This is a genomic window from Bradyrhizobium sp. 44, from assembly GCF_023073095.1.
In the GTDB taxonomy this organism is placed as follows: Bacteria; Pseudomonadota; Alphaproteobacteria; order Rhizobiales; family Xanthobacteraceae; genus Bradyrhizobium.
Genome location: NZ_JADPIY010000029.1, coordinates 305,594 through 325,879 on the forward strand (window position 1 = coordinate 305,594; position 20,286 = coordinate 325,879).

Annotated in this window: 19 protein-coding genes; 12 read left to right on the forward strand and 7 right to left on the reverse strand. The window is 64.1% G+C overall.

What is annotated here, in order from left to right; all coding sequences use genetic code 11:
• Nucleotides 1–24: 24 nt before the first annotated feature.
• Nucleotides 25–753, reverse strand: a complete 729-nt coding sequence (locus tag IVB41_RS27235; RefSeq protein ID WP_247437007.1) for a CBS domain-containing protein — start codon at nt 751–753, stop codon at nt 25–27.
• A gap of 190 nt (nt 754–943) precedes the next feature.
• On the opposite strand from IVB41_RS27235, the gene IVB41_RS27240 reads away from it, so the two are divergent.
• Nucleotides 944–2,791 carry an alpha/beta hydrolase gene (locus IVB41_RS27240; protein ID WP_247437009.1) on the forward strand — a complete coding sequence of 616 codons (1,848 nt, stop codon included), beginning with the start codon at nt 944–946 and terminating at the stop codon, nt 2,789–2,791.
• Here IVB41_RS27240 and IVB41_RS27245 read toward each other — a convergent pair.
• Nucleotides 2,788–3,759, reverse strand: coding sequence for a CHAD domain-containing protein (locus IVB41_RS27245; RefSeq protein WP_247437011.1), 972 nt, complete (start codon nt 3,757–3,759; stop codon nt 2,788–2,790). The genes IVB41_RS27240 and IVB41_RS27245 overlap by 4 nt on opposite strands.
• A gap of 12 nt (nt 3,760–3,771) precedes the next feature.
• Nucleotides 3,772–5,304 carry a bifunctional aminoglycoside phosphotransferase/ATP-binding protein gene (locus tag IVB41_RS27250; RefSeq protein WP_247437013.1) on the reverse strand — a complete coding sequence of 511 codons (1,533 nt, stop codon included), beginning with the start codon at nt 5,302–5,304 and terminating at the stop codon, nt 3,772–3,774.
• A 192-nt stretch (nt 5,305–5,496) separates the two neighbouring features.
• Here IVB41_RS27250 and IVB41_RS27255 point away from each other — a divergent pair, with 192 nt between their 5' ends.
• Both IVB41_RS27255 and IVB41_RS27260 read left to right on the forward strand, forming a co-directional pair.
• Nucleotides 5,497–6,336: a universal stress protein gene (locus tag IVB41_RS27255; protein WP_247437015.1), complete on the forward strand. Its 840-nt coding sequence runs from the start codon at nt 5,497–5,499 to the stop codon at nt 6,334–6,336.
• Nucleotides 6,337–6,406: 70 nt separating this feature from the next.
• Nucleotides 6,407–9,100, forward strand: coding sequence for a bifunctional acetate--CoA ligase family protein/GNAT family N-acetyltransferase (locus IVB41_RS27260; protein WP_247437017.1), 2,694 nt, complete (start codon nt 6,407–6,409; stop codon nt 9,098–9,100).
• A 7-nt stretch (nt 9,101–9,107) separates the two neighbouring features.
• Here IVB41_RS27260 and IVB41_RS27265 read toward each other — a convergent pair whose 3' ends face one another.
• Complete coding sequence (locus tag IVB41_RS27265; RefSeq protein ID WP_247356550.1) at nt 9,108–9,596, reverse strand: phage holin family protein; 489 nt, start codon at nt 9,594–9,596, stop codon at nt 9,108–9,110.
• Nucleotides 9,597–9,872 (reverse strand): hypothetical protein, encoded by a 276-nt coding sequence (locus tag IVB41_RS27270; protein WP_027566706.1) that lies wholly within the window; start codon nt 9,870–9,872, stop codon nt 9,597–9,599.
• Nucleotides 9,873–10,047: 175 nt separating this feature from the next.
• On the opposite strand from IVB41_RS27270, the gene IVB41_RS27275 reads away from it, so the two are divergent.
• From IVB41_RS27275 to IVB41_RS27285, 3 genes are read left to right on the forward strand one after another with little or no spacing between them, the layout of a single operon-like run.
• The gene (locus tag IVB41_RS27275) at nt 10,048–11,184 is read left to right on the forward strand and encodes an ABC transporter permease (RefSeq protein WP_247437018.1); all 1,137 of its coding nucleotides are present in this window, start codon (nt 10,048–10,050) and stop codon (nt 11,182–11,184) included.
• Nucleotides 11,185–11,186: 2 nt separating this feature from the next.
• A complete protein-coding gene (locus tag IVB41_RS27280) occupies nt 11,187–11,954 on the forward strand; it encodes an ABC transporter ATP-binding protein (protein ID WP_247437021.1) in 768 nt (255 codons plus the stop codon).
• A 3-nt stretch (nt 11,955–11,957) separates the two neighbouring features.
• Nucleotides 11,958–13,061 carry an ABC-type transport auxiliary lipoprotein family protein gene (locus tag IVB41_RS27285; protein ID WP_247437023.1) on the forward strand — a complete coding sequence of 368 codons (1,104 nt, stop codon included), beginning with the start codon at nt 11,958–11,960 and terminating at the stop codon, nt 13,059–13,061.
• A 6-nt stretch (nt 13,062–13,067) separates the two neighbouring features.
• Here IVB41_RS27285 and IVB41_RS27290 read toward each other — a convergent pair whose 3' ends face one another.
• Nucleotides 13,068–13,385, reverse strand: coding sequence for a cytochrome c (locus IVB41_RS27290; protein WP_247356556.1), 318 nt, complete (start codon nt 13,383–13,385; stop codon nt 13,068–13,070).
• A gap of 148 nt (nt 13,386–13,533) precedes the next feature.
• Between IVB41_RS27290 and IVB41_RS27295 the strand changes: the two genes are divergently transcribed.
• Together IVB41_RS27295 and IVB41_RS27300 are read left to right on the forward strand one after the other, a co-directional pair.
• A complete protein-coding gene (locus IVB41_RS27295; RefSeq protein WP_247437024.1) occupies nt 13,534–14,244 on the forward strand; it encodes a helix-turn-helix domain-containing protein in 711 nt (236 codons plus the stop codon).
• A 496-nt stretch (nt 14,245–14,740) separates the two neighbouring features.
• Nucleotides 14,741–15,469 carry a Crp/Fnr family transcriptional regulator gene (locus tag IVB41_RS27300; RefSeq protein WP_027566711.1) on the forward strand — a complete coding sequence of 243 codons (729 nt, stop codon included), beginning with the start codon at nt 14,741–14,743 and terminating at the stop codon, nt 15,467–15,469.
• On the opposite strand, the gene IVB41_RS27305 is transcribed toward IVB41_RS27300, so the two are convergent.
• Nucleotides 15,466–16,242 carry a cyclase family protein gene (locus IVB41_RS27305; protein ID WP_247437027.1) on the reverse strand — a complete coding sequence of 259 codons (777 nt, stop codon included), beginning with the start codon at nt 16,240–16,242 and terminating at the stop codon, nt 15,466–15,468. The two genes, IVB41_RS27300 and IVB41_RS27305, sit on opposite strands and share 4 nt — an antisense overlap.
• A gap of 323 nt (nt 16,243–16,565) precedes the next feature.
• On the opposite strand from IVB41_RS27305, the gene IVB41_RS27310 reads away from it, so the two are divergent.
• From IVB41_RS27310 to IVB41_RS27325, 4 genes are all read left to right on the forward strand, one after another.
• Complete coding sequence (locus IVB41_RS27310; RefSeq protein ID WP_027566713.1) at nt 16,566–17,537, forward strand: TRAP transporter substrate-binding protein; 972 nt, start codon at nt 16,566–16,568, stop codon at nt 17,535–17,537.
• A gap of 85 nt (nt 17,538–17,622) precedes the next feature.
• A complete protein-coding gene (locus tag IVB41_RS27315) occupies nt 17,623–18,171 on the forward strand; it encodes a TRAP transporter small permease (RefSeq protein WP_007612645.1) in 549 nt (182 codons plus the stop codon).
• The gene (locus IVB41_RS27320) at nt 18,162–19,454 is read left to right on the forward strand and encodes a TRAP transporter large permease (protein WP_247437029.1); all 1,293 of its coding nucleotides are present in this window, start codon (nt 18,162–18,164) and stop codon (nt 19,452–19,454) included. The genes IVB41_RS27315 and IVB41_RS27320 overlap by 10 nt, the downstream gene beginning before the upstream one ends.
• 24 nt (nt 19,455–19,478) lie before the next feature.
• Nucleotides 19,479–20,285, forward strand: a complete 807-nt coding sequence (locus IVB41_RS27325) for an SDR family NAD(P)-dependent oxidoreductase (RefSeq protein WP_018454805.1) — start codon at nt 19,479–19,481, stop codon at nt 20,283–20,285.
• Nucleotide 20,286: the final 1 nt, after the last annotated feature.

Sequence of the window (20,286 nt, forward strand, 5' to 3'; positions counted from 1 at the left end):
CGGTGCGCGGTCAGCTTGCCTTGGTCAGCTTGCCTTGGCGAGGTCATCGTCTTCGGGCGAGTTCAGGTATATTCCTGACATGGTGTCGACCCAGCAGAGATGGTCGTGCACCTTCTTCACGCCGTTGACGTTCTCCGCTGCGACGACCGCGGCCTGTCGCACGCGCTCCTCGGTGATGACGCCGCTGAGATGAACGATGCCGTCGCGGACGATGACGTTCAGCCCGAACGGGCACCAGTCGTTCTTCTCCATGGTATCGATGATGCGGCTGCGAATGTGATCGTCGTCCGCGGTCGGGTCGGGTACGTCTCGGGCGAGGTCCGCCACCGCCTGGAGCAGGTTCGCGCGCGACACGATGCCGACGATTTTGTCGCCGCGGATTACCGGGAGACGCTTCACGTTGTTCCGCTCCATGAGATCGACGATCTCGGCAAGCGCCGTATCCTCGGTGATGGTCACCGGTGAAGAGGTCATCACCTCCGAGACCTTGCGGCCGTGCTCGTGGACGAAGTCGCTGGCCGATTTGCCGGATCCGAGAATGAACCGCAGCCAGTGCCCGCGCTTGCGTCCCGTGCCGATTTCGCTGCGGCGGATGAAGTCGCCTTCCGAGACCACGCCGACCAGCTTGCCGGCATTGTCCACGACCGTGAGACCGCTGACATGCCGCTTCAGCATGATGTTTGCCGCCTCGACGATGCTGGTGTCGGGCGTAACCGAGATGACCGACCGGGTCATGATCTGATGGGCGCGCATGGCAGACTCCGCTGGCTTGTCGATGTCGATGCGCAAAACCTAGCTCTCGCGTCGTGCTGCGGCTTGACGCAGGTCAAGGGGTGAAGCGGGGCTCTTTCCGATGCCCGGATTTGATGCAGCTCAACGCGCATCCCAAGCCTCGCCATATCCTGCTGCCACGCAGCCAAGAAGCCGGCGGGAACATTCAGCCATGAGCGTCGTGCAGATATTTCCAAGGTCCGAAGGGCCGGCCGCGCAGGTTCTCTCCGTCAGTCCTGTTGCTGAGCCCGAAGCCTCTACGACCGGCCCCGAAACGCCGGCTGGAACGCCAGTCGCCGCCGATCCCCTGCCTGTATCGGAGCCATACCCTCTCGATCGCGCGTTTCATGCGATGCTGGCGCGGTTGACGGGCGGGATTTCGCCGCTGGCCTTGTCGCTCGCCTGGCTCGATTGGAGCTCTCATCTGGCTGCCGCGCCGCAGCGTCAGGTGGAGATGTCGCGCAATGTCCTTCGCGACATGGGCCAGTTCCTGGAAGCCGCCGCGCATGCGACGTCGCAAAAGCCGTGGTCCGTGATTGCACCGCAGGGACGGGATCGTCGCTTCAGGGGGCCGCAGTGGGAAGCCGCACCGTTCAATCTGCTTGCGCAGGCGTTCCTGCTCAGAGAGCGCTGGTGGCACGATGCCACGACCGGCGTACGCGGCGTGTCGCATGCAAATGAAGCCGTCGTCGAATTCTCGATGCGTCAGATGCTCGACATGCTGGCGCCGTCGAATTTCGCGGCGACCAATCCGCAAGTGCTGGAGAAGGCGTTCCGGAGCGGCGGGGAGAATTTCGTATTCGGCTGGCAGAACTGGTGCAGCGACCTGATGCGCCTGCTCTCCGCCGCAAGGCCAGCGGGCGACGAACAGTTCATCGTCGGCAAAACGGTCGCGGCTTCGCCGGGCAAGGTCGTTTATCGCAATGCGTTGATCGAGCTGATCCAGTACCATCCGACGACGGCTCAAGTGCGACCCGAGCCAATCCTGATCGTGCCCGCCTGGATCATGAAGTACTACATCCTCGATCTGTCGCCGCAGAATTCTCTGGTGAGGTATCTGACCGGCCAGGGCTTCACCGTATTCGCGATATCCTGGCGAAATCCGGATGCCAAAGACCGGGATGTTGCCTTCGACGACTATCGCAAGCTGGGTGTCATGGCGGCGTTGGACATGATCGGCCGGATCCTGCCGGGCCGGAAGACCCATGCGCTCGGCTACTGCCTGGGTGGCACATTGCTGTCGATCGCTGGGGCTGCGATGGCACGCGATGGCGACAAGCGACTGTGCACGACCACCCTGCTTGCCGCACAGACGGATTTCACCGAGGCCGGCGAGCTGACGCTTTTCGTCAACGAGAGCCAGGTCGCCTTTCTCGAGGACCTGATGTGGCAGCGGGGCTATCTGGACACGACGCAGATGGCCGGCGCGTTCCAGTTGTTGCGCTCCAACGAACTGATCTGGTCGCGGCTGTCGCACGACTATCTGATGGGCGAGGGCGCGCCACCGAGCGACCTGATGGCTTGGAACGCCGACGCCACGCGACTGCCTTATCGCATGCATTCGGAGTATCTGCGAAAGCTATTCCTGGGCAACGATCTCGCCGAGGGCCGCTATCGTGTCGAGGACAAGAGCGTCTCGCTTTCCGATATCCATGCGCCGATGTTCGTGGTCGGCACGCTCGCCGATCACGTGGCGCCGTGGCGATCGGTCTACAAGATCCACTATCAGGTCGATGCCGACGTGACTTTTGTGTTGACCAGCGGCGGCCACAATGCCGGCGTCGTCGCGCCGCCGGACGAGCCCGGCCACAGCTATCAGGTGCTGATCAAGGCCGCCGATGCGCGCTATGTTGGCCCGGACGAATGGCTGAAGCTGGCACCGCAAGTCGAGGGATCGTGGTGGCCGGAATGGGCCGAATGGCTGGCCGCACACTCCGGGGCGCCCTGCGATCCGCCGCAAATCGGAGGCGGAGACCTTGACGGTCTGCCCGACGCGCCGGGAGACTACGTCCACACCTAGTCCTCAGGCTCAGCATTCGGCGCAAGGTCGGCGGAGCGGAACGGCTTGGCCTTGTCCAGTTTCCGGTAGGCGTCCGAAGCGATCCGCAACAGTTTCTTTTCGCGCTTGCGATTGAGGAAGCGAATGCCCGCCTCGGGGACGGCCTCGTTCAACGACGCCGCCAAGGCCTGACCTCGCGCATCGTCGTTCAGTTGTCCGAGGGACTTTTGCGCCTTGCGCAATTGCTTGAGGATCGACTTCTGCTTGGTCAGCGACTCGTCGGCGAACAGGTCCTCGAGCGACTCGATCGAATAGGTCAGCCGCTTGTTGAGAAGCCGCAGCTTGTGCCGTTTCTCGACATCAAGCTTGCGGAGCTTGCGCGCTGTCTTGAGCAGCGTCTTTTCCCATTGCGCGAGTTTCGCTGTTGCGTGGTCGGCGAGCGTGCAGCGGCGTAGCCTGATAGCTTCCTTGCTGCGCCGGGTCGACCAGGGGCCGCTCTCGATCCAGGCTGACGTCTGCTCGACGAGACGGAGATACCGCGCGGATTGCAGCGCGCGCGTCAGCAGGCGGTGGCTCTCGGCGCGCTTTTCGTCCCAATGCTGGAGCTCGGCAATCACGGTCAACTCGCCTCCACTCTCGGCGATGACCCGCTCGATTGCCACGTCGAGGTCCCGGACCATGCCGAGTTGGCTGTTCAACCATTTCAGTTCGATCCAGACCTCCGGCCGAAGGGCATCATCGACCATCGGCGAGAAGAAGCGGATGGCGGTGCGCAGATGCGTCAGTGCAATCCGGATCTGGTGCAGTGCCTCGGGATCGCCGCGGCAGGTGCCGTCATGCTGGGCGAGAACGGCGGCGAGGTGACGGCGGGCGATGATCCGGAACGCGGTGTCGCAGACCATGCCGGGGCTGAGGCGGCCGGGCAGGACATCGTGCTTCGCCGCAGGCTTGACGCGCGCGGCCGTCGAATTCGTGCTGGGTCGCGCCATTTGCAGATTGCCTTACTTGCTCTCGGCGATCGCGTCCCGGCAGTTCTGGAGCGTCTGCTCTTGCGTCCCGGATGCGTCGATGGTCGCCCAACCGACATGGCCGATATTATAGTGCTCTTGCAGCGCGGCAACCTCTTGCGTGGCGTCGGATGCGTCGCCCCGGCGGCCTCCGATCCGCGCCTGCCGGGTCGCAAGGTCCGCAACCAGAAACAGGCCGCTCAGCGGCACGTTGCGCTCGCGCGCCAGCGCGGCGACGGCGTCCCGTTCGTCCTCGCGGGCGAACACGCCGTCGATGATCGCTGAATGGCCTTGCGCCAGCACCCGCCCGGCGTACTCAGCCAACATGTCGTAAACGCGGGCGGTAACCTCCGGCGTGTATGCGGATGCCGGCAGCCCGTCCGTGTCCTCGACCCCGAACATCTGCTTGCGGACCAGGTCGCTGCGCAGCACGACTGCGCCCGGCTGCGGCGTAACCTCCGGCGCGAGCGTGCGTGCCAAGATCGTCTTTCCGGTGCCTGACAATCCGCCGACTGCAATTAGCCGGGGAGCCGGCGGCTGGATCAGCGCGCGGGCTAGGCCAAAATAGCGCCGCGCCCCGTCGAGAATGCTGGGATCATCGGAATGCGGCGGCTTCAGCCGTGCCAGCGCGACCTGGGCGCGGATCGCCGCCCGGATGGACATGAACAGTGGCAGTGCGGAGAGCGCGTCGAGATTTTCGACCGGAGTCGCGGCGAGATAGCGGTTCAGCACGATGTTGGCCGCGCGTGCCTGATCGTGGTGCAACAGATCCATCAATCCGAATGCGAGATCGTAGAGCACGTCGGTGGTTGCCATCTGCGCATCGAATTCGATGGCGTCGAACAGCACCGGCTTCTCGTCGATCGACACGATGTTCGCAAGATGCAGGTCGCCATGGCAGCGGCGGACGAAGCCTTGACGGCCGCGCTCTTCGAGCAAAGGCCGGAGCCGGACCAACATCGCGTGCGAGTCTCTGCCGAGTTCTGCGATCTCTTCGCCTTCGAAATGATTGCCGGTCCGCAGGCCATTGCTGTTGCCATCGATCAGGCCGGGGATGGAGGAAACCCATGCGTTGCCGTTGGCGCGAACAGCCTGCGCATGCGAAGCGGCGATCGCGTCGGCGACAGCCGAAGCAAAAGTGTCATCCAGCGCTCCGGCCTTGGCCAGATGATCCAGCGTCCGGCTTTCGTCGAAGCGTAACATCTCGACCGCATACTCGATCGGCCGGCCGCTTCCGTCGACCTTCACCGATCCATCGGGCTCTTCCGTGATCGTCACGACGCGGTGATAGATCTGCGGCGCCAGCGGCCGGTTGATCCTGATCTCCTTCTCACACGCCGCCTTGCGCTTCTCGAGCGTCGAATAATCGAGGAATGGAAATTTCACGGCGCGCTTGATTTTCAGGGCGCGTCTGCCTTCGAGGAAGACCGAAGCGGCGTGCGTATCGATCCGCCTCACGTTTGGATGATCCGCGGAATTGGCGAGCGCCGCAAAGATCCGGTCCTGGGTCGCAGAATCGTCGGTCATTCCAGCTGGTACGTCCAGATGCGTCGGAAGGCGGCTCGCCCCGCGATCAGGGTAATCCATAGAAGCAGATCGCGGCCAGTCCTTGACTTCGGTCAACGCCTGTCTCCTTCCGGCCGGTCGAAGTTCCCGGCTTGACGAGGATCAAGCGTCCCGACCAAAGCCAGTCTATTCTGGCGCCTGAGGAGAATCCCGATGCCGATCAAGGACGTCTTTCTGCCGCTCGTCGGCCAGCCACGCGGCCCGGCCCTTGCTGCGATCGAGAAATGCGTGGCCGTTGCCGCCGACCTCGGCGCCAGGATCACCGCGCTTGCCCTCGAGGAGGAGGTCTTCGTGCGGCCGAAGGTGATGCTCCCCGATGATTCCGATGCGGCCGAGGCAAACGGGCCGCTTGGGGCGGGCGACACGCAGGATCTCCTGGGCGCGTTCACCCGTGCAACCTCCCGCACCGGCATTCGCGCTCAAAGCCGGTCGGCCAAGGTGCCGGCAGACCAGATCGCCTCAGTGCTGGCCGAGCACGGACGCTTCAGCGATCTCACGCTGCTCCCCGTGAAGCAGCACGACAGCCGAACCGAGCACATCATCGAGACGCTCCTGTTCGAATCCGGGCGGCCAGTGCTGCTTTGCCCGGAGCAGCATGTGGACGAACTGCGACCGGAATTCGAGAACGTCATGATCGCCTGGGATCACTCCGCGCGTGCGGCGCGTGCGGTCGGCGACGCGCTGCCTATCCTTCAGGCAGCAGCCCTGGTCCGCGTCGTGACCGTGGCGGACGACAAGTCAGACGCGATCGTGCAATCCGGGACGGCTCTGGTCGATCATTTGAGGGAACATGGGGTCTACGCCTCGTTCGAAACCACGACGGGCAGCGGCAGCTCGATTGGCAAGGTGCTCGGAAGCTGGGCGAATTCCCATGCCATCGATGCAATCGTGATGGGCGCTTACCATCATTCGCGCCTGAACGAGATCGTTTGGGGCGGTGTGACAAAGACCGTCATTGGCGAGCCACCGTGCTGGGTTATGCTCTCATACTAGGCGGGTCGCCAGTTTATCGGGCTTGATCGTCAACCATCGGAACCGCCACCGACCGGGCGCATTTGCTTTCATGTCAACCTATCGTCTGAAGAACCTGCTGTCGCCGCGTTCGGTCGCGCTCGTCGGTGCGAGCGCCCGCCCGGTGTCCGTTGGACGCGCCGTTCTGGAGAACATCCAGAAGGCTGGATTCTCGGGACAGTTCGGCCTCGTCAATCCGCGCCATGCCGAGATCGGCGGCGTCGCGGCCGTGGACAGCCTCGACAAATTGCCGTTCGTACCCGAGCTCGTGATCATCACCGCGCCGGCGCGCGCGGTTCCCGGCATCGTCGATCAAGCCGGGCGACGCGGCTCGGCGGGCGCCCTGATCGTCTCGGCCGGGCTCGGTCACGGACCGGGGTCCCTGCAGGAAGCCGCCATCGCTGCGGCCCGCAAATACGGCATGCGGCTGATCGGGCCGAACTGCCTGGGCATCATGATGCCCGGCGTGAGCCTCAATGCCAGTTTTGCCGCGCACATGCCGGGGTCGGGGAATCTCGCGCTGATCTCGCAATCAGGCGCGATCGCGGCCGGCATGGTCGATTGGGCCGCGCAGCGCGGCGTCGGCTTCTCCGGCATCGTCTCGATCGGCGATCAAATCGACGTCGATGTTGCCGATCTGCTCGACCATTTTGCGATGGATCACAAGACCCGCGCGATTCTGCTCTATATCGAAGCCATCAAGGACGCGCGCAAGTTCATGTCGGCCGCGCGAGCCGCGGCGCGTGTGAAGCCGGTCGTGGTGGTGAAGTCCGGCCGAATGGCGCAGGGCGCGAAGGCGGCCGCCACCCATACCGGTGCACTCGCCGGCGCCGACGCCGTCTATGACGCGGCGTTCCGGCGCGCGGGCGTCCTGCGGGTCTCCGATCTGCGCGAGCTGTTCGATTGCGCCGAGACGCTCGGCCGCGTCGAGTCGCCGGCGGGAAAGCGCCTCGCCATCTTGACCAATGGCGGCGGCATCGGCGTCCTCGCCATTGACCGATTGGTCGAGCTCGGCGGCATTCCGGCAGCCATCTCGGCCGACGCCCGCAAGAAACTCGATGACGCGCTGCCGCCGACCTGGTCCGGCGCAAATCCCGTCGACATCGTGGGCGACGCCGATGCGTCGCGCTATGCGGCGGCGCTCGAGGTGTTGCTCGCCGATCCCGACAACGATGCGGTCCTCGTTCTCAACGTGCAGACCGCGATCGCCTCGGCTGCCGATATCGCAACGATGGTGACCGAACGGGTCAAGGCATATCGCGAGAAGCACCGCAGTTGGGCCAAGCCCGTGCTCGCCTCGTGGATCGGAGCAGACCAGAACATCATCGAAACACTGTCCGGCGCGGGCATCCCGAACTATCCCACCGAGGATGACGCCGTGCGCGGCTTCATGTACCTCGTGAGGCACCGCGAAGTCGTGGAGGAGCTGAGCCAGGTTCCACCGGCGATGCCCGAGACTTTCGTGCCGGACGCACGGGCTGCGAAGCAGATCGTAGCTGCTGCCATCGCAGACGGCCGCCAATGGCTCGAGCCCGTCGAGATCAAGCACCTGCTCGAAGCGTACGATATCGCGCTGGTGCCCACATACGCCGCGGCCGATGTCGAGCAGGCGGTGGCCTACGCGAAAGACATCCTTGCGCAAGGCGCCACGGTCGTGCTGAAGATCATGTCGCGCGACATCGTCCACAAATCCGATGTCGGCGGCGTCGTGCTCAATCTGACGACGATCGAGGCGGTGCGCGCCGCCGCCATCGACATTCTCGCCCGGGCAAGCAAGCTGCGTCCGCAAGCCCGCATTGAGGGCGTCATCGTGCAGGCGATGGTCGTGAAGGCGAAGGCGCGCGAGTTGATCTTGGGCCTCGCCGACGATCCGACCTTCGGCACCGTCGTCGTGTTCGGCCGCGGCGGGACCGCGGTCGAGATCATCAACGACAAGGCGCTTGCGTTGCCGCCGCTCGATCTGCAGCTGGCCCGCGACCTGATCGACCGCACGCGCGTGTCACGGCTGCTTCGCGCTTACCGGGACGTGCCGGCGGTGAAGCCCGACGCGGTCGCCATGGTCCTGGTCAAGCTGGCGCAGATGGCCGCCGACATTCCCGGGATCCGTGAATTCGACATCAATCCGCTGCTGGCGGACGAAACCGGCGTGACCGCGGTCGACGCTCGCGTCGCGGTCGGGCCACCGCAACGGAAGTTTGCCGGCTCCGGCGCCGCCAATTTCGCCGTTCGGGCCTATCCGTCGCAATGGGAGCGCCGCCTCAAGCTCAAAGAGGGCTGGCGGATCTTCGCACGGCCGCTGCGTCCGGAGGACGAGCCGACCATCCACGCATTTCTGCGTCATGTCACGGCGCACGACCTTCGCCTGCGTTTCTTCGCGCCGATGAAGGAGTTCACACACGAGTTCATCGCGCGCCTGACCCAGCTCGACTACGCCCGCGCGATGGCCTTTATCGCGTTCGACGAGGCGACCGGCGAGATGGTCGGCGTGGTCCGACTCCATTCGGACTCGATCTACGAGAGCGGTGAATATGCGATCCTGCTGCGGTCCGATCTCAAGGGCAAGGGGCTGGGATGGGCCCTGATGCAGCTGATCATCGACTACGCGAGATCGGAGGGGCTCAAAGCGATCTCCGGTGATGTTCTCAGGGAGAACACCACGATGCTCGAAATGTGCCGGCAGCTCGGCTTCGAGGTGAAGCCGGATCCGACCGAGCCGGATATTTGCGACGTCAGGCTGAAACTTTGAGCGCCTGCTATGAGCGCGCTTCGGCCGGATTTGCCGCGGCGGAGTCCTTGGCCGGTCTCCGCAAAGTCTTGACCAGGACCGCAATCAGCGGCACCAGCACGGGCACGATCGTGCCGAGCGGATGGTGCACGGCCGCCGACACCTGGGCCTGGAATGTGCGTGCCTCGAGCTGAAGTGCTTCGATGGATGCGCCGTGAATCTCGTTGGCGAGTTCGATGTCGCGGCCTGCAGGAGGCCGGCCGGCAATCACAAAGAGAATTGCGGCGATGGCAAAATTGACGGCGCCGAGGATGGCCGCCGCGCCAATGGCACTCCAGATCTGCACCAGTGCGAAATAGGCGGACAGCTCCAGCATCAGGAGCCCGAACGCGGCGATCAGCGCCGCAAAGGCGCGCAGGCCTAGGCCGATCAGCAGGTGGCGCAGCCTGATGTCCGCGATGATCCTGTCGGTACGCCAGAGCACACGCAGATGTTTGACGACATTTTCGGTGTTCACCTAGTGCCTCCGCAGCATGAAGCCGACGACCACGCCGAGCGCGAAGGCCGAGGCCAATGATGTGATCGGGCGGTCCGCAATGAGGCCCTGAAGCTGCTGCTGCTCCTCGTCGACGGTCTCGCCGAGCTCGGCGAGCGCGGCCCTGATCTGATCGGCAAGCGCCTCCGCGCGGTCTTTCGAACTGTCGAACATCTCCTCGCCGGCCGTGCTCAGCAAGCGTGTGACGTCAAGCTTCAGCGTGCGCAGTTCTTCGCTCATCCTGTCGCTGTCGAACATGAATCTGATTTCCCCGTTAATGGAAACAAACCTAGGACTCACCGGCCCGACCGGGCTTGATTTGCGTCAAGAAGGCAGACGCGTCGTGGTCTTGAGACAGGTCAAACCGGCTGCCACATGCTGGCCTAGAATGACCGGCTGAATGGGGACCCGGTTGTCCCGATGAGGTGGAAGCGTGAACTCCGAACCGCTGTTGCTGGCAACGCCCTCCGGCGAAGAGCTGAAATTGTGCCCGGAAGGGCCGTGGATTGCTGCGAACGTGTCGATGCTGGAGACATTGTCCCGGTCGGTCGGGGCTGATGTCGATCAATCCAGAGCCGTGACCCTGGACATGTCGGGCGTCAGCGCGCTCGACACGCTCGGCGCCTGGATCCTGGAGAAGCTGTCGCGCAGGGCTTCATCATCCGGCAGGTCGGCCGAGTTTATCGGTGTCGCCGACCATTTCAGTGGCCTGATGGACGAGGTGCGTCAGGTCAACCGCCACACCCCGCCGCCGGCGCCTGCACCCAACCCTGTTCTGCTCAGGCTGAACGATCTCGGCAAGTCCACGGTCGGCGCGCGCGAAGACATCACGATCTTTCTTCAAATGCTGGGCGCGCTGTTCATGGCCCTGATCGGCGTGCTGCGCCGGCCGCGCTCGCTGCGACTGACATCGCTGATCTATCAGCTCTACCGCATCGGCTGGCAGGCCATCCCCATCGTCGTGCTGATCACCTTCCTGATCGGCGCCATCATCGCCCAGCAGGGATTTTTCCATTTCCGCAGGTTCGGCGCGGAGTCCTACACCGTCGACATGGTCGGCATTTTGGTGCTGCGCGAGCTCGGCGTATTGATCGTCGCCATCATGGTCGCCGGCCGCTCGGGAAGCGCCTACACCGCCGAGCTCGGCTCGATGAAGATGCGCGAGGAGGTCGACGCGCTGTCGACCATGGGCCTCGATCCCGTCCACGTCCTGATCCTGCCGCGGGTTGCGGCCCTGGTGATTGCGCTGCCGATCCTTGCTTTCATCGGATCGATCGCCGCACTCTATGGCGGCGGCCTGGTCGCGCAGTTCTATGGCGGCATGGCGCCGGCGATCTACATCGCGCGGCTGCACGAGGCGATCTCGGTCACCCATTTCGAGGTGGGCATCCTGAAGGCGCCGTTCATGGCGCTGGTGATCGGAGTAGTCGCCTGCAGCGAGGGCTTGCGCGTGAAGGGCAGCGCCGAGTCGCTGGGACGACAGACCACGACGTCGGTGGTCAAGTCGATCTTCCTGGTGATCGTGCTCGACGGCCTGTTCGCGATCTTCTTCGCCTCGATCGGAATGTGATCATGGGCGAATCGCAAGAGCAGTTCGCGATCCGCGTCCGCGACCTCGTGGTCGGCTTCGGCCGGCAGACCGTGCTCGATCATCTGTCCCTCGACGTGCGCCGGGGTGAGATCCTCGGGCTCGTGGGGGCGTCCGGTGGTGGCAAGTCGGTGTTGATGCGAACCATCATCGGCCTCATCCCGCGCCAAGGCGGGACCATCGAGGTTACGGGACGGCCGATCGGCGGCCGTATCGAAGGCGCCGCCACGACATGGGGCATCCTGTTCCAGCAGGGCGCGCTGTTCTCCTCGCTGACGGTCCGGCAGAACATCCAGTTTCCGCTCCGTGAAAATCTCGTCCTGTCGCAGGAGCTGATGGATGAGATCGCGATCGCCAAGCTCGAAATGGTCGGGCTGCGGGCGCAGGACGCCGATAAATATCCGGCGGAGCTGTCCGGTGGCATGACCAAGCGCGTCGCGCTGGCGCGCGCGCTCGCGCTCGATCCGCCGATCCTGTTCCTGGACGAGCCGACATCAGGTCTCGATCCGATCGCTGCGGGCGATTTCGACGCGCTGATCGGGACCCTGCAAAAGACCCTCGGCCTCACCGTGTTCATGGTCACCCATGATCTGGCGAGCCTCACCACGGTCTGTGATCGCGTCGCGGCGCTCGCCGACGGCAAGATCGTGGCGATCGGTCCGATGCGCGAGCTGCTGCAATCCGAGCATCCCTGGGTGCGGGCCTATTTCCACGGCAAGCGCTCGCAGATGCTGCAACACGAGATGAGATGAGACATGGAAACCCGCGCTCCCTACGTGCTGATCGGCAGTTTCGTCCTGGCGGCGATCCTCGCTGTGTTCGGCTTCGTCTATTGGCTGAACAACACCGGCGGCATCGGACCGCGCACGAGCTATCACGTGCAATTCCAGGGCCCGGTGCCCGGTCTTCTGGTCGGCGCCGGCGTGCTGTTCAACGGAATCCGCGTAGGCGAGGTCACCCAGCTCGGGCTTGCGCCGGACAATCCACGCTTCGTTAATGCGACGATATCGGTTGCTTCAACCACCCCGGTGCGCGCCGACAGCAAGGTCGGGCTTGATTTCCAAGGGTTGACCGGCGTGCCGGTGGTGACGCTGGAGGGAGGCGTCATCGTCACCAAATCCGGCGAGCCCCTGGCCCTGATTGCCGAGGCCGGAGCGGGGCAGAGCATGACGCAGGCCGCGCGTGATGCACTGCGGCGGGTCGACACCGTGCTGGAGGACAATTCGGGTCCGCTGAAGGACACCATCGCCAATCTCAAGACCTTCTCGGACGGGCTTGCGCGCAACACCGGCAAGATTGACGGCATTTTGGCGGGCCTGGAGAAGATGACCGGCGGCGGAACGCCGGCGCAGAAAGTCACCTATGACCTGCGCACGCCGCAGGACCTCGGTCCGGCCGGCAAGACGCTCGCGGCGTCACTGACCATCCCCGAGCCGACAGCGGTCGCCATGCTCCAGACCCAGCGCATGCTGTTTGCGCCTGGCGGCGACAATCCGGGTTTTGCCAATTTCCTCTGGGCCGACAGCATTCCCAAGCTGGTGCAGGCGCGGCTGATCGACAGTTTCGAGAACTACGACATCGCCCACGCGCCGTTGCGCACGGCCGATCTCGGGCAGGCGGACTATCAGCTGCTGATCGACATCAGGCGCTTCCGCATCGCCACCGAGGGAGAGACACGGGTCGAGATCGGCCTGTCGGCACGGATCGTCGACAAGAACGGCAAGGTGGTCGCCTCGCGTCTCATCGAGACCAGCGAAAAGCTCGACAAGGTCGAACCGGCCGCGGCGGTCGCGGCCTTCGACACGGCCTTCACGCGCATCGCGAAGGAGCTGATCGGCTGGACGGTGCAAGCGGTATGAGGGCGGCTATTCCAGGGTCTTGAGGTAGGACAGGAGATCGTGAATCTGGTCCGGACTGAGCTCGAAGGCCGGCATGTCGGCGTGGCCGGTGTTGATGCCCTCGGCCAGCGCCTCCCCAAGGCTCTCGATCGGATAGCGCTGGTGCAGGGCTCGCAGCGGCGGTGCGATCTTGAGCGGACTGTTCGACGCACGGTCGATCGCGTGGCAGCGGGCGCAATTGGCGCGCGCAAAGGCCTTGCCGCGTTGTTCGGCGGTCGGGGCCGCCAGGGCAGGCGTCATCAGAAGCAACCCGACCAACCCGTGACGCAGCGTGCCTTGCAGCATGTAAAGTGACCCCGTTTAAGTCCGGGAGAACAATAGGGCGGGGATTCCCTCCAAAATTGATCTGGGTCAACCGGCTTTGGCGCAGTGCAGTAAAATGCATCCGCGCGACGGAGTGGGCCTGATGGGCAGCCGGCGCTTGGAGCGGTCGATGAAGCCCGTAGTCACGATTGAGCCGAACTGGCAGCTCTGCAGCGATTGCGCCGTCCGCGCATCAGCGGTTTGTTCGTCGCTGGATGCGGTCGAGCTTCGGGAATTCGAGCATCTCGGCCGGCGCGTCCATTTTTCCTCGGGCGAGACTGTGTTCTCCGAGGAGGACATCACGACCTCGTTCTACAATCTCTTCGAGGGCGTCATGCGGCTGTACAAGCTGCTGCCCGACGGCCGCCGGCAGATCGTGGGCTTTGCCTTGCCCGGCGATTTCCTGGGGATGAATATTTCGGGCAGGCACAATTTTTCGGCCGATGCGATCGGCGCGGTGACCGTATGCCAGTTCGCGAAGGCACCCTTCGGCCGTTTCATCGAGGACCGGCTGCACCTCCTCAGGCGGATCAACGAGCTGGCAATTCGCGAGCTGAACCAGGCCCGGGACCACATGGTCCTGCTCGGCCGCCGTTCGGCGGACGAAAAGGTTGCGGCCTTTCTGCTCGGCTGGCGCGAGCGGCTGGTTTCGCTGAAGGCGGCGTCGGACACGGTTCCGCTTCCGATGAGCCGCCAGGACATCGCCGATTACCTCGGCCTGACCATCGAGACCGTCAGCCGCACGTTCACCAAGCTGGAGCGCCACGGCGTGATCGAGATCATTCATGGCGGGATCAGCCTGCTCGATCCGGCGAAGGTCGAGGCCTTGGCCGCAGCCTGATTCCGACGCAGCGCGGCTCGATTTTGATCGGGATCAATGCATTCGGCCGCGTGCCCCGAATAATGCCTGAAACCACAGGGGAGGGCATCATGCCTGCTGACGCCTTGCTTATGAGCATCATTGTCGTGGCAATCTTTGTCACATTCGCCGGGGCACTGGCCTGGGCAGACCGGCAAACCAGCGCAGGCCCGCTCAAGTCAGACGTCAAGCGTCGAAGCTCCTGAGATCACGGTCGCATTTGCGGCGCCCGCGGCGCGGGTTATGCCGTGCGAGTGCGGGAGGGTTGGCAGCGCCTCAACGCAAGGCGGCGTGCGGCGCCTGCAACTCTGCATCGCCTAGGACGCATTGGCTCATCCTTCGGCTGCCGGCTTCACGCCTGACCGCGGCATTTTCGCCGCGTTTGCCTCAAATAGGGAGCATGCTTTCCGGTTGAAAAACTGGGCTACACTGACTACGCAGGGACCCCAGTGCCTCGCAGTCTTAGGAGCCCAGTGGCGTGCCTCAGGACAAGACCGGCGACGACCCCCGACAAGCGGCGGGAAATAAATTATCGGTCCTGCGCAAGCACCCGATCTTTGCGGATCTGGGGCCGGAGGCGCTGGATCAGCTCTGCCGTTACGCCAAGCACACCACGGTGAAGCGCGGCGCGACGATCGCCGCCAAGGGCGATCCCGGCAACAACCTGTTTGCGGTGATCACGGGGACGGTGAAGATCTCCTCTTCGTCGCCCGATGGCCGTAACGCCATTCTCAATCTGATCGGTCCCGGAGAGATCTTCGGCGAAATCGCGGTGCTCGACGGCGCCCCCAGGTCGGCCGATGCGACCGCCAACACCAATTGCGAGCTCTACATCATCGATCGCCGGGACTTCCTGCCGTTCGTGAAGAGCCAACCGGCGCTCGCAATGAAATTCATCGAGCTGCTCTGCGCGCGCCTGCGCTGGACCAGCCAGCAGGTCGAGCAGGTGATCCTGCAAAATCTGCCGGGCCGGCTTGCGAGCGCGCTGCTGGGGCTCACCGAAGAGCGCAAGTTCGACTCCGGCAGCGGCACGCTCGTCATCACGCAGCAGGAGATCAGCGAGATGGTGGGGATGACGCGCGAGAGCATCAACAAGCAATTGCGCGCCTGGGCGGGCCGCAACTGGGTTCGCCTCGAGCACGGCGCCATCGTCGTGCTCGATATGGATGCCTTGCGCGAACTCGCCGAGAGCGGGCTCGACAGCTAGCTGTCGATGATCGCGACGGCGCGGGTCCAGCCTGCGGAGGCCCGCTCGATCTTCACCGGAAAGCACGAGACGGTGAACCCGGTCGAAGGCAGCTGGTCGAGATTGTGCAGCTTCTCGAGATGGCAATAGCCGATGTGCCGCCCCGCCTTGTGGCCCTCCCAGATCAGGCCGGCGTCTTTCGTTTCGGCGTATTTCTTCGCGGTATGGACGAAAGGCGCGTCCCAGCTCCAGCCGTCGGTGCCGGTCAGCCGCACGCCGCGTTCGAGCAAATACATGGTGGCCTCATAGCCCATGCCGCAGCCCGAGCTGACATAATCGGCTTGGCCGAACCTGGCGCCGGCGGCGGTGTTGACGACGACGATCTCCAGCGGCGACAGCGCATGCCCGATCCGCCTCAACTCCTTCTCGACGTCGTCGGCGCTCGCCACGTAGCCGTCGGGGAGATGACGGAAGTCGAGCTTCACGCCGGGCTGAAAGCACCATTCCAGCGGCACCTCGTCGACCGTCCATGACCGCTCGCCGCGATTCATGGTTGGATGGAAGTGCCAGGGCGCATCGAGATGCGTGCCGTTATGAGTCGACAGCGAGACCTGCTCGACCGCCCAGCCCTGGCCGTCCGGCAGGTCCTGCGCCGTGAGGCCGTCGAAGAACTGCAGCATCCGCGGCAGGCCCTGCTGGTGATCGATGTACTGGATCGCCGGGTGATTGCCCGGCGGATCGGCCGTCACGTCGTTTCTGAGCGGCACGGAGATGTCGATCAACTTCCGCGGCATGGGCATTCCTCGGGATGGTCCATTTTGTTTTGGAGCATCTTGAGGGGGCCGCACCGGCGTCGTCAAGCAACGCCCACGAACGCTTCCCGCGCCAGAGGACCAGATGATTTCGGAAAAACTGGACGATGGGCCGGTTGTCTGCCCAAAGCCGGCTTGATCCATCGATGCAACTCTAGCATTGATCGATGCCGGATTTAGCTTGGACAGAGAATGCCGCGCGCCCTAGGGACGACAATGGCGCTTGACTTCACACCGGAAGTGGAGCGACCCAAGGCGGCCCGCAGCTCTGCCCAACGACATAATCAACTCAGGAGGAAGCTCAGATGAAGATACTTACCGGCGTCATCGCAGCCGCTCTGCTGGCGGTCTCAGCCCCCTTGGCGACCGCACGCGATTTCCGTTCCGCCGACATCCATCCCGCCGATTATCCGACCGTCGAGGCCGTCAAGTTCATGGGCAAGCAGCTCGCAGCGGCGAGCGGCGGCAAGCTCGGCGTGAAGGTGTTCCCCAACGGTGCGCTGGGCTCCGAGAAGGACACCATCGAGCAGCTCAAGATCGGCGCACTCGACATGATGCGGATCAACGCATCGCCCTTGAACAACTTCGTGCCGGAAACGATCGCGTTGTGCCTGCCCTTCATCTTCCGGGACACGCAGCACATGCGCACCGTTCTTGACGGGCCGATCGGCGACGAGATCCTGGCGGCCATGGCACCCGCAGGCCTGATCGGCCTCGCCTATTACGACAGCGGCGCCCGGTCCATCTACACCGTCAAGGCACCGATCAAGTCGCTCGCGGACGTCAAGGGTCTGAAAATTCGCGTCCAGCAATCCGATCTGTGGGTCGGCATGATCCAGAGCCTCGGGGCCAATCCGACGCCGATGCCCTACGGCGAGGTCTATACCGCTCTCAAGACCGGTCTGGTGGACGCTGCCGAGAACAACTGGCCGTCTTACGAGTCCTCGCGCCATTTCGAGGCCGCCAAGTTCTACAACGTCACCGAGCACTCCCTGGCGCCCGAAGTTCTCGTGATGTCGAAGACGGTCTGGGACACGCTGAGCAAGGAGGACCAGGCGATGGTCCGCAAGGCGGCGAAGGAATCGGTTCCCGTCATGCGCAAGCTCTGGGACGAGCGCGAGCAGGCGTCCCGCAAGACCGTCGAAGCGGCCGGTGTTCAGGTCGTGACGATCGCCAACAAGGCGGAATTCGTCGACGCGATGAAGCCGGTGTACGACAAGTTCGCCGGTGACGAGAAGCTGAAGGGCCTCGTCAAGCGTATCCAGGACACGAAGTAAGACCATAGCGTCGGTCCGGCGCGCCGACTGGCGACGCCGGACCGACGCGTTGGAGGCGCGCAAGGAGACTTGCAAGGAGACTTGGATGACAGACCCTCACGTCGCAGACCACGAACTGGACGTAGCCGGACGCCCGTCCACCGGTTTGCTGTCCCGGATCAATGCTCCCGTCGCTCGGCTGGGGATGTATCTGTCGGTGACCGGACTGCTCGTCATCGTCACCATCGTCTTCTACCAGGTGTTCGGACGCTACGTGCTCAATTCCAGCCCGACCTGGACGGAGAACCTTGCGTTGGTTCTGATCCTGTATGTCACGTTGATCGGCGCCGCGGTCGGCGTGCGCGATGCCGGACATATCGGCATGGACAGTTTGCTGGTGATGCTGCCGGATCATGCGCGGGAGAAGATCGAGCTTGTGATCCACGTCCTGGTGGCCGGGTTCGGCCTCGCGATGGCTTATAACGGCTGGATCCTCGGAGCCTCGGTCGGAACGGTGAAGATCCCCAATCTCGGCCTGCCCGAGGTCATCCGCTACGTGCCGCTGATCGCCTCCGGCGTCCTGATCGTCTCCTTTTCAATCGAGCACATCATCGCTCTCCTGCGCGGCGAAGAGGTCGTCCCCTCATGGAACTGATCATTCTCGGCGCCACTTTCTTCGGCTTCCTCGTCCTCGGCGTCCCCGTCGCCTTCGCGATCGGCCTCTCGGCGATTTGCACCATCCTCTACGAAGGCCTGCCGGTCGCGGTCATCTTCCAGCAGATGATGTCGGGGATGAACATCTTCTCCTTCCTCGCCATCCCGTTCTTCGTCTTCAGCGGTGAGCTGATGCTGCATGGCGGCGTCGCCGACAAGATCGTGCAACTCGCCAAGAATCTCGTCGGACACATCCGCGGCGGGCTCGGCATGTCGAACGTGGTCGCCTGCACGCTATTCGGCGGCGTGTCCGGCTCGCCCGTGGCCGACGTGTCGGCGATGGGGGCGGTGATGATCCCCATGATGAAGAAAGAAGGGTTCGACACCGACTACGCCGTCAACGTCACAACCCATGCTTCGCTGGTCGGAGCGCTGATGCCGACGAGTCACAACATGATCATCTATGCGCTCGCCGCCGGGGGCAAGGTCTCGATCGGCGCGCTGATCGCCGCCGGCCTGCTGCCGGCGCTGGTGCTGATGGTGTGCATGCTGGTCGCCGCTTACGGGGTCGCGGTGAAGCGCGGCTATCCGGCCGGCAAGTTCCCGGGCTGGCCCGCGGTTTTTCGCTCGTTCGCGGCCGCTCTGCCCGGCCTTCTGATCGTCGGCATCATCCTGGCGGGCATCCTGTCGGGCGTGTTCACGGCGACCGAATCCGCGGCCGTCGCGGTCACCTACACGATCCTGCTGACGTTCTTCATCTACCGCACCATGACCTTGCTGAACTTCCTGCGCGCGGCGGCCAAGGCGGTGAAGACCACGGGGGTGGTGCTGCTGCTGATCGGCGTCTCCACTATGTTCCAGTATTTAATGGGGCTTTACGAGGTGGCCGACTTCGCCGGCGAGATGATGAGCAGGGTCTCGAACCAGCCCTGGGTCATCTTCCTGCTCATCAACGTCATTCTGTTCGTGCTCGGCACGTTCATGGACATGGCCGCGACCATCCTGATCTGCACGCCCATCTTCCTGCCGATCGCGATGAAGGCGGGAATGGATCCGGTGCAGTTCGGCATGCTGATGCTGATCAACTGCGCGCTCGGGCTGAACACCCCGCCGGTCGGGACGACGCAGTTCGTGGGCTGCGCCATCGGCGGCATCTCGGTGGGCGCGGTGATGCGCACCATCCTGCCGTTCTACGCCGCCCTGATCGCAGCTCTGATGTTCGTGACCTACGTCCCCGCCTTCTCGCTGTGGCTGCCCCGTCTGCTGATGGGCTACAAGGGCTAGCAGCAACGCAGGGAGAATCTATCCGTGACTGACTATCGCAAGCTCTTCGATCTCACCGGCAAGACAGCCGTGGTGCTGGGCGCCGCCTCCGGAATCGGCAAGTCGTCGGCCGAGGCACTGGCCGGGCTTGGTGCCCGGGTCGTCTGCGCCGATCGTGCGCTTGACGCTGCGGAAGCAACCGCCGCCGGCATTCGTGAGAAGGGCGGCTGGGCCGAGGCGGCTGCGTGTGACGCGGCGAGCGCTGCGGACGTCAACGCACTGGCCAAGACCGTGATGCAGAAATTTTCGCGGCTCGACATCGCGGTGACGACGCCCGGGCTCAACATCCGCAAGACCATCCTCGACTACACCGAGGAGGATCTCGACCGCGTCCTCAACCTCAACATCAAGGGCACGGTCTGGTTCTTCCAGGCCTTCGGCCGCATCATGGTCGAGCAGAAGGGCGGCAGCATCATTGCCTGCTCCTCGGTGCGGGCGGTGACTATCGAGCCGGGCCTTGGCGTCTACGGCTCGACCAAGGCCGCCATCGGCCTGCTGGTGAAGGGCTTTGCTTCGGAGGTTGGACGCTCCGGCGTGCGCGTCAACGCGATCGCGCCGAGCATCGCCGAGACCGCGCTGACCGGCCCGTTCAAGCAGCGTCCCGACATCTACAATCTCTACGCCGGCCATACCGTGTTCAACCGCTGGAGCAGCGCCGACGAGGTCGCGACAGCCGTCGCCTATCTCGCCTCGGACGCCGCGAGCTATGTCAGCGGCAGCACACTGTTTGTCGATGGTGGCTGGACCGCCGTCGACGGTCCGCCGACCGGTCTCACCCAGTTGCACACATAGG

Bases quoted from the DNA above. Each gene is read 5' to 3' on its own strand.
- IVB41_RS27235 (WP_247437007.1), bottom strand. From the start codon at position 753: ATGCGCGCCCATCAGATCATGACCCGGTCGGTCATCTCGGTTACGCCC.
- IVB41_RS27240 (WP_247437009.1), top strand. From the start codon at position 944: ATGAGCGTCGTGCAGATATTTCCAAGGTCCGAAGGGCCGGCCGCGCAG.
- IVB41_RS27245 (WP_247437011.1), bottom strand. From the start codon at position 3,759: ATGGCGCGACCCAGCACGAATTCGACGGCCGCGCGCGTCAAGCCTGCG.
- IVB41_RS27250 (WP_247437013.1), bottom strand. From the start codon at position 5,304: ATGACCGACGATTCTGCGACCCAGGACCGGATCTTTGCGGCGCTCGCC.
- IVB41_RS27255 (WP_247437015.1), top strand. From the start codon at position 5,497: ATGCCGATCAAGGACGTCTTTCTGCCGCTCGTCGGCCAGCCACGCGGC.
- IVB41_RS27260 (WP_247437017.1), top strand. From the start codon at position 6,407: ATGTCAACCTATCGTCTGAAGAACCTGCTGTCGCCGCGTTCGGTCGCG.
- IVB41_RS27270 (WP_027566706.1), bottom strand. From the start codon at position 9,872: ATGTTCGACAGCGACAGGATGAGCGAAGAACTGCGCACGCTGAAGCTT.
- IVB41_RS27280 (WP_247437021.1), top strand. From the start codon at position 11,187: ATGGGCGAATCGCAAGAGCAGTTCGCGATCCGCGTCCGCGACCTCGTG.
- IVB41_RS27285 (WP_247437023.1), top strand. From the start codon at position 11,958: ATGGAAACCCGCGCTCCCTACGTGCTGATCGGCAGTTTCGTCCTGGCG.
- IVB41_RS27290 (WP_247356556.1), bottom strand. From the start codon at position 13,385: ATGCTGCAAGGCACGCTGCGTCACGGGTTGGTCGGGTTGCTTCTGATG.
- IVB41_RS27295 (WP_247437024.1), top strand. From the start codon at position 13,534: ATGAAGCCCGTAGTCACGATTGAGCCGAACTGGCAGCTCTGCAGCGAT.
- IVB41_RS27305 (WP_247437027.1), bottom strand. From the start codon at position 16,242: ATGCCGCGGAAGTTGATCGACATCTCCGTGCCGCTCAGAAACGACGTG.
- IVB41_RS27310 (WP_027566713.1), top strand. From the start codon at position 16,566: ATGAAGATACTTACCGGCGTCATCGCAGCCGCTCTGCTGGCGGTCTCA.
- IVB41_RS27315 (WP_007612645.1), top strand. From the start codon at position 17,623: ATGACAGACCCTCACGTCGCAGACCACGAACTGGACGTAGCCGGACGC.
- IVB41_RS27320 (WP_247437029.1), top strand. From the start codon at position 18,162: ATGGAACTGATCATTCTCGGCGCCACTTTCTTCGGCTTCCTCGTCCTC.